Annotated in this window: 9 protein-coding genes; 5 read left to right on the top strand and 4 right to left on the bottom strand. The window is 66.3% G+C overall.

From position 1 onward, the window contains the following. The coding region (locus WBA11_RS20060) for a site-specific integrase (protein WP_424522403.1) at window positions 1-355 on the bottom strand (355 nt) is incomplete at its 3' end. After that, window positions 352-720, bottom strand: a complete 369-nt coding sequence (locus tag WBA11_RS20055) for a hypothetical protein (RefSeq protein ID WP_424522402.1) — start codon at window positions 718-720, stop codon at window positions 352-354. The genes WBA11_RS20060 and WBA11_RS20055, both read right to left, overlap by 4 nt. A 288-nt stretch (window positions 721-1,008) precedes the next feature. Here WBA11_RS20055 and WBA11_RS20050 point away from each other — a divergent pair, with 288 nt between their 5' ends. From WBA11_RS20050 to WBA11_RS20040, 3 genes are read left to right on the top strand one after another with little or no spacing between them, the layout of a single operon-like run. Beyond that, complete coding sequence (locus tag WBA11_RS20050; RefSeq protein ID WP_424522401.1) at window positions 1,009-1,260, top strand: hypothetical protein; 252 nt, start codon at window positions 1,009-1,011, stop codon at window positions 1,258-1,260. A gap of 2 nt (window positions 1,261-1,262) precedes the next feature. Next, window positions 1,263-1,718, top strand: coding sequence for a type II toxin-antitoxin system VapC family toxin (locus WBA11_RS20045; protein WP_424522400.1), 456 nt, complete (start codon window positions 1,263-1,265; stop codon window positions 1,716-1,718). An 18-nt stretch (window positions 1,719-1,736) separates the two neighbouring features. Continuing rightward, the gene (locus WBA11_RS20040; protein ID WP_424522399.1) at window positions 1,737-1,883 is read left to right on the top strand and encodes a hypothetical protein; all 147 of its coding nucleotides are present in this window, start codon (window positions 1,737-1,739) and stop codon (window positions 1,881-1,883) included. A 205-nt stretch (window positions 1,884-2,088) separates the two neighbouring features. On the opposite strand, the gene WBA11_RS20035 is transcribed toward WBA11_RS20040, so the two are convergent. Continuing rightward, window positions 2,089-4,371 carry an erythromycin esterase family protein gene (locus WBA11_RS20035; RefSeq protein ID WP_424522398.1) on the bottom strand — a complete coding sequence of 761 codons (2,283 nt, stop codon included), beginning with the start codon at window positions 4,369-4,371 and terminating at the stop codon, window positions 2,089-2,091. Window positions 4,372-4,565: 194 nt separating this feature from the next. Continuing rightward, a complete protein-coding gene (locus WBA11_RS20030) occupies window positions 4,566-5,132 on the bottom strand; it encodes a hypothetical protein (protein WP_424522397.1) in 567 nt (188 codons plus the stop codon). Between the two features lie 256 nt (window positions 5,133-5,388). Here WBA11_RS20030 and WBA11_RS20025 point away from each other — a divergent pair, with 256 nt between their 5' ends. Both WBA11_RS20025 and WBA11_RS20020 read left to right on the top strand, forming a co-directional pair. After that, complete coding sequence (locus WBA11_RS20025; RefSeq protein ID WP_424522396.1) at window positions 5,389-6,075, top strand: helix-turn-helix domain-containing protein; 687 nt, start codon at window positions 5,389-5,391, stop codon at window positions 6,073-6,075. A gap of 319 nt (window positions 6,076-6,394) precedes the next feature. Continuing rightward, on the top strand, window positions 6,395-7,163 hold a 769-nt coding region (locus WBA11_RS20020), incomplete at its 3' end, for a serine hydrolase domain-containing protein (protein ID WP_424522395.1).

Here is a 7,163-nt window from a genome sequence, read left to right as displayed (position 1 = left end):
GCTCCCGTGATCGGAGCGCCGGGCTCTCGAGCCCCGCCAGCTTGTGCGCCTGGCTGATGGCCGCGAGTCGACGCTTGAGCGTCGCCACCTTGAGCGGCGCCGTCGGTCGTCCGTCGTCGCCCTCGGGACCCGCTTGGGCGCGGCTCGCTATGTATAAGGACACCGTCTCGGGCGTCGCCGGCATCGAGGACGCGCCGCGCGAGCGGCACCACGCCTGGAAGTCGGTCCAGTCAGACCTGTAGGCTTTGAGGGTGGCGTCAGATCTAGCGGCCTCAGCGAACCGTTTGGCCGAGGCCGCGTCGGCCTCGAGGGCGGCCGGCAGCGCGCCGTCGTGGCGGAGAACGACCTCACTCATACAGGCTCCGTTGGGTTCGCCCGCTCGGGGTCATTGATCCAGTAGGCGTAGCGGCGGCCGAGCCCGAGCCGGTCGAGAAAGCGTGGGCTCCAGGAGCGCGGGATGTCGGCGTCCGAGAGCACGAACCCCGGCACACCCAAGAGGTGCGACCGCTGCCGTGCGTCCGGCTTCATCACGGGCCACCGGTTGACCGGGGCGTCCTGGAAGTCGTTCGGCGTGAGGCGTCGTCCGATCGCGTCCTCGACGCAGCCCAAGCACAAGGCCCGCTCGTCGTTCGGCGCGGCCGCGGCCCACAAGTCGTCCTCGATCATGTAGTACTCGGTCCGAGTGCTGGCGGCGCAGCGGTCGCAGGAGGGGTCGGGCATTGGACGTCTGTTATTGCAGTTTCGCGCCACTCTTGCTCAGAGCCAGCGAGCTAAAGATAGGTCTCGGTCGTCAAGTCGGCTTCCCATAACTTGTGGTTATCGGAAGCGACCGCAAGACACATCATGTCGTGTTCGTCCAGTGACTCTAGCGCCCGATACTCTACACGTATCGGGCGCCAGGATTCCAGTCGACGCCCTGGTACTGCGACGGGCCGCGCGCACTCGCGGCGCATACCAAACCAGTTCTCCGTAGCGTACCTTCGAACCGCACACTCCCCACGCACTCCCATGCGCCTCACCGTCACCGTCCCCGACCCCGTCGCGACCGACACCCGCCGCCTCGCCGCCGACACCGACCGCTCCGTCTCGGCCGTCGTCGCCGAGGCGCTCGCCGCCCACCTGGCCGGTGAGCGACGCCGCCGAGCCTTCGAGGTCGTCGACGGACTCATCGGTACGACGACCGTGGCGGGCGACGTCGACCAGGCCCTCGACTCGATGCGCGCGGGGGCCGACCGGTCCGACGACGCGTTGGGCCTCTAGGTATGGAGACCACGCCGCCCACTCCGGCTGAAGCTGCTTCTCCGGCTCATCGCCTTCCCGTCGTCGGATTCGATACGGGCTTCTTTGTCCGGCTCCTCCAGGCCGATCCTCGCGCCGTCGCCGCCTGGGGCGATGTCCGGGCTCGGCGGTCCGTTGGCACCGCGTCGTGCGTCACGCTCTTCGAGCTCGACCGCCTCGGTCTCAAGGGGCACCTCGAGCGCGAGCCTACGGAGGCACTCGTCGCCGCGCTCCCCACCACGTGCCGCGTCGTGTGGCTCGACGAGCTCGAGGGCGCCGACCGGCTCCGCCGCGCCGTCCGGCTGGGGCACGGCAACGGGCTCGCGATGGCCGACTCCATCACTCTGAGCTCGCTCCTCGACGTGGGCGCCCGGACCGTCTACACCACCGACCCCGACCTCGACCGCTACGACGGACCCGTCGAGGTTGTCCGCCTCTGACCCCCCGCCCGACGATCCATGTCGACGAAGGCCACCGTCGCCCACGGCCCCTCGTTCCACCTCTACCACGAGGTGTTCGACGACCGCTACGTCTACCTCGAGCTAGACGGCGCCCATTTCGTGGCGTCGTACGACCGGGTCATGGTCCCGGGGTTCGACAAGTAGACGCGCAAGGTTGTCCGGTATCCGACCACGGACGTCCTCTCCTAGGCTCTGTAGGGATTGTGAGACCGGGACACCGCCACGCCGAGAGTTGTGAATCAGCCGGTCCGGAGAGGTCTAAAGACAGCGTGCAGCGTGCCCATGGGGAACCTAACCGATGAGTGCCCCCTGCCAACCGTGCAATACGGTCCCGTCGATTGTCGAACCCCTAATCCTGCGACATCCACCTGACCGCCCGCTGCACAACGGGGTCCGCCTCGGGATCGTCCAGGACCCACTCGCCTGGTACCTCCTCATCGGGTAGCACGACTCCCCTGTGAACAAAGCCCGAGCGGTCGGCGAAGTACGAGACAGAGAGATTGAGCGCGAGTTCTGACGTGACCTGATACCACTGGTTCGCAGTCGCGTATCCGTCCGCCGTAGGATCGCCGAAAAGTCGAGCGCGGTCCCATCCCGCGAAGGCGACGGCCACGAGTTGACCGGAACTGAGAGTCGCCGGTCCGACGAGCACTGCGACGGGTCCACCGGTGCTGAGGCAGCGACGTTCGACCGTCGCCGTCTGGTGATCTCCGAGGTACAAGACGCCCTCACGAATCGCCCAGTCTACCTGAGCAACTCCATCGGCCCCGACAGATCGCGCCGCGACGCCATCGCCGAGGAGGTCTCCTAGACCGGAGAGCATCGGATAAACATTGCCGCCCTCGTTGACCCGGAGGTCTACAACCCAGCCAAGGTCGACGTCAGGTGCCAAGTCGCACACAACGTCGCGGAGTGCTTGTGCCGCCTCGTTGACCGACGCACGGTCCTGAGAAGCGTACGAGGGGACCGAGATGTAGCCCACGCCACCCGGAAGCAGGCGCCCCATCGGCTTCCCCGAGCGTTCGGCGGAGAGTCGAATGAGGGCCGGCACATCGCGGAGCTCGGATGGAATCGGCCCCCGGTAGTACCCGATGCGCTGGCCTGAATGGAAGATCGCGCTATGGACATCGTCCAAGGACTCGAATACGCCTCGAAAGGCATCGAGCGCTGCAGAGACGGTACTCGCACTATCTACTTCAGTGCTAAAATCGGCTCCAATTCGAGCCCAGTCCGCTCCTTCGCGGTGCAGCGAGTTCTCCCGGATCAACGCGAAGACTGAATCGATGACCGCGCGCGCCGAGTCAGGAATGGAGGTGGGAGCGGCGGCGGCGGGCCCGACCAAAACCGTCGGCGTGGTCGTCGCGACGAACAGCAACCCGTCGTAGCGATCCGCAAGCGTGATGGTCTGATCGTAGATCTGTTCTCCATCACGGGTCGGCACGTAGCCCCCTGCGCTCGCTCGGACAGTCACCACCCCTTGGAGAGCCTCTGATCCCTCTGGGGTCTGTAGCGCGCCGCGCAGATCGAGAAACAGGTCGTGCCCACCGGCTTGAGCGAGCGCCGCTGTGAACGAATCCGACTGAGGCGAGCCGACCGCATGGACCCATCCGCTAGCACCTGGTGCACGGTAGGAGCCCGAGCCATAGTCGAACCCGATCGCGTAGTAGTCCTCGCCGAACCAGCGACCGAGTTGACGACCGAGCACGTCGTACCCACCGTTCCCCTCTCGCTTCCAGATATGCTCGTTGTGGCCCCACACGACGACACGGTCCTCGTCGTCGGCCAGGTCGACGACCGCATCGACGTTGACGGCCATGACATAGTCGCGAAGCTGAGCTTGTGCGCGGGGGTCCTCAAGAAGTGCGAGTGACGTGAACTGACCCACCGCCGCGACATGGCGTCGTGCCTCGGCGAACGCTCGCTCTCCCGTCGAGGCGACGAACTCGTCGCGACGGGTGTCGAAGGTCGCACGGAGCTTGAGGAAGAGTCTTTGATAGGCGACAAACGTCGAGTCCGAGACCGGGGCGTAGAGAAACGCGAAGTCCTCGGCCGAGGACGTACCGCTGGCGACGCGGTCTGGGCCAAACTCGAGCCCCAGCTCTGACGCGAGATGTGGGTCCCGGTCCGCGAGGTAGACGAGAGCGTGTCGGACCGAGCGATCGGCGTATTGAGCCTCCATGCCGTAGATCCGTACCGGCTCGCTTGTCAACTCATTGTAGTCTCGGAGCCACTCGAGGAGGTCTGCGAACGCATCGGCCTTGAACATCCAGAGCGGAAGTCCACGGCGGATCTCATCGAGATCGTCGCGCCGTCCTGCGACAAACTCATCCAGGTCGGCCCCCTCCCCGACTGACATCTCGAAGACGAGATGTCGGACCCTTCCCTCCTCGACCAGCTTGCGGATGACCTGTCCTTTGAGGCGGAAGACCTCAGTTGTCCCGTGGGTCGGTTCGCCAAGCCCTACAACTCGCGCGTGGGCAGTAGCGTCCAGGACGGCCTCGAGGTCAGACGAGACCTGTTCGGGGTCGGCTGCAAGGGGATGAGCGAAAGAACGAAGCCCGTCCGCAAGCGTCTGAGCTTGCGCCTGTGCGCCGATGATCAAGGCCAAAGCGACGAAGAGCGCACGCAGCATCAGAGTTCACGACTGAGGAGGTGCTAATAAACTAACACAGGCCGATAACTCCGCCCTTGTCGCCATCGAAATCGTAGTGAGGGTGTGAGTCTGCGACAATGGTCGATGCTCATCGCGCCCGCCCCCACCTGGGCGCGACGCTTACCTGGCCACTTGGAGGCCGGCTCACCCGACCCTTGTGATTCGCTACAGAGCTACCGCGATTCTGCCACTCGTGGCACCACCGCGTCTAAGAACTCGCGCACTGCGGGCGTCTGGAGATGCGGCACGAGGAGATCCCCGAAGGCACCGAGATCGTCTCCCACCGTGAACGGGGGCGTGTCGACTTGGAGGAAGCGGAGAGTGCCGTCGGCCAGCGGCGCGACGATGACCGTCCGGCCGAACGTGAGGTCGAACACGCGGGTGTTGACGACCAGGCGATCCGGAGCGTCGGGGAAAGCGAGCGAGAGCCAGTCGATGCGGGCGCCGGGCGCGGCGATCCGGCCCTCAGAGAGGTAGACCGGGTGGTTCCGCGAACTCACGAAGGTGTCGCTGGGCTCGCCCCCTATGACGAGCACGGTCACCAGCACGGCGTTTGAGGCGTCGGAGCTCAGACCCTGGAAGTAGACCTCCGTCTCGTCGTTCCGTGCAACGAGCGTAAAGGCTCCGCCTAACGGATGACTGTCCACTTCGACCTCGACGCTCGAGCTGGCGTTGCCTGGCGTGTTGTAAGGGGGCACAGGGAACGCGCCGATGCGGATGGGCTGATCGGATTCCGACATCCGCCGAGCGAAGCTCGAATCGGTCGAAAACAGCTCTCGGTTCCACGACGAGGGGTCGTAGGTCGACTCCGGAGCGGAGGGTGCAGGCGGCTGGCTGCGAGGCGCGCTCGCGCATCCGGCAAGGAGCGCTAGGATGAGGACGGAACTACGAAGCATGAGAAAAGGGGCACTAGAAGGGACGGAGGTACTAACACTGTGTTGGTACAGTACCAGTATAGTTACGCAGTCAGCGCGAGGCGGGCATTTACATTGCCCCATGCCCACACCCGACGACCGCGCCCTTCTCGACCGTCTCGCTCACATCGGGACGGTGCTCGCTGGCACCGACCCGGTGATGCTCGGCGGCCGTCTCCGCCGCGTACGTTTGGCAAGGGGGACGTCGATCCGCGACCTGGCCGACGAGGCGGGGATCAGCAAGAACTCGGTCGTGCGCCTGGAGCAGGGCCGGGGCACCAATCCCACCACGATCCTCAGGGTGTGCTCAGCGCTCGGGCTCCACCTCGAGCCCTTGATCGCGGGCGACGTCGTGGAGGCGAGCGTCGCCCGCGTCCACCACGCAAAGGACGACCTTTGGTACGACATGACGGACTTCGGAGCCGGGCCGCTCGAGGGGGCCGACGGCCCGATCGACACGCACGCGCGGCAACGAGCCGTCGCATCGGGGGAGGCCGTCGTGCCCCTCAACATCCTGAAGAGCCGCCTGCCGGACGGCCGAGTGATGCCGACGATCCTGGAGCTCTACGGACCGAGCGAACTCCGGACTCATCCAGGCGAGGAGTTCGTCTACGTGATCGACGGCCGGGTGCGCGTCGACGTCGGGCCGGAGAGCTACGTTCTCGAGACGGGCGAGTCGCTCACGTTCCACAGCGCCGAGCCGCACGCGTACGCGCCGGAAGCGGACGCCGTCCCCTCGAAGCTGCTTTCCGTCCGCGTCGAGGGGTGAACGGCGATGGCCGACGAGCGTGGCGCAGATACCGGACTCGAGTCACCGAGCTTGGATCGATCGCCAACGTGAAGCGGATTGCCGAGTCCAGGTGACAGACCACCCCTCGTTCGCCGCGACGTACCTGGAAGTCACTGGCGCGCGCCTGCGCACATCGGGTGTGCGCAGGCGCACATGCGAATCGCGCCCGAGGCGCTGAAACGGACGGTTCAGCTTGCGGGCATGCCCTTTGACAGGTACCGGGTGTTCGGCCCCGTTCCTGGTCGGCACCGCTCGCCAGCACTCGGCTCGTCTTCTGGTACCGCTCCCTCCTGAGATCATGATGCGCCCCTTACTCGTCGTCGCAACGCTCCTCGCCCTCGCTTCCACTGTCTCCGCCCAGCAATTGCTCCAGCAAGGCGAACCCGTGGAGCGAACGCTCGCCGCGGGCGACGCCCACGCGTACGCGCTCGACCTCGACGCGGGCCAGTTCGTGCTGGGTGCGGTCGATCAGATCTCGGTCGACGTGGAGATCACGCTCGCGGGACCCGACGGCGAGCGTATCCAGTCGTTCGACCGGCCGGCACGGGGTCCAGAGCCGTTTCGATTCTCGACGGAGACCGCGGGTGCCTACACGCTGACTGTGACCCCGTTCGGAGGTGAGGAGGGACGCTACGTCATGCGCCTCGTCCGCGCCGAGCCCGTCGCCACGACGCCGGAAAGGGCCGTCGACCAGCTGTTCGCCGGCTTCGACGAGCGGTCGCCGGGTCTGGCCGTGGCCGTCATCCAGGACGGCCAGGTCGTGTTCGAGAACGGGTACGGGTCGGCCAACCTGGAGCACGGCGTACCGATCACGCCCGAGACCGTGCTCAGCACCGGCTCGGTCGGCAAACAGTTCACGGCGTTCGCCATCGCCGTGCTCGCCGACCGAGGGCAGCTCGCGCTCGACGACCAGGTCGCGACGCACGTCCCGGGATTCCGCGTCGGCCAGCCCGTCACCCTACGCCACCTCCTCCACCACACGAGCGGTGTCCGCGACACCTGGGGCCTCTTGGGACTGGCCGGTCGCCGCCAGGGCGACCTCGTCTCCCAAGAGGTCGCCCTGGACC

The sequence above is a fragment of the Rubrivirga sp. genome (genome assembly GCF_049648075.1).
Lineage (GTDB): Bacteria > Bacteroidota > Rhodothermia > Rhodothermales > Rubricoccaceae > Rubrivirga.
The sequence above is the reverse complement of the archived record's forward strand: the minus strand, read 5'-3'. Positions and strand labels throughout refer to the sequence as shown.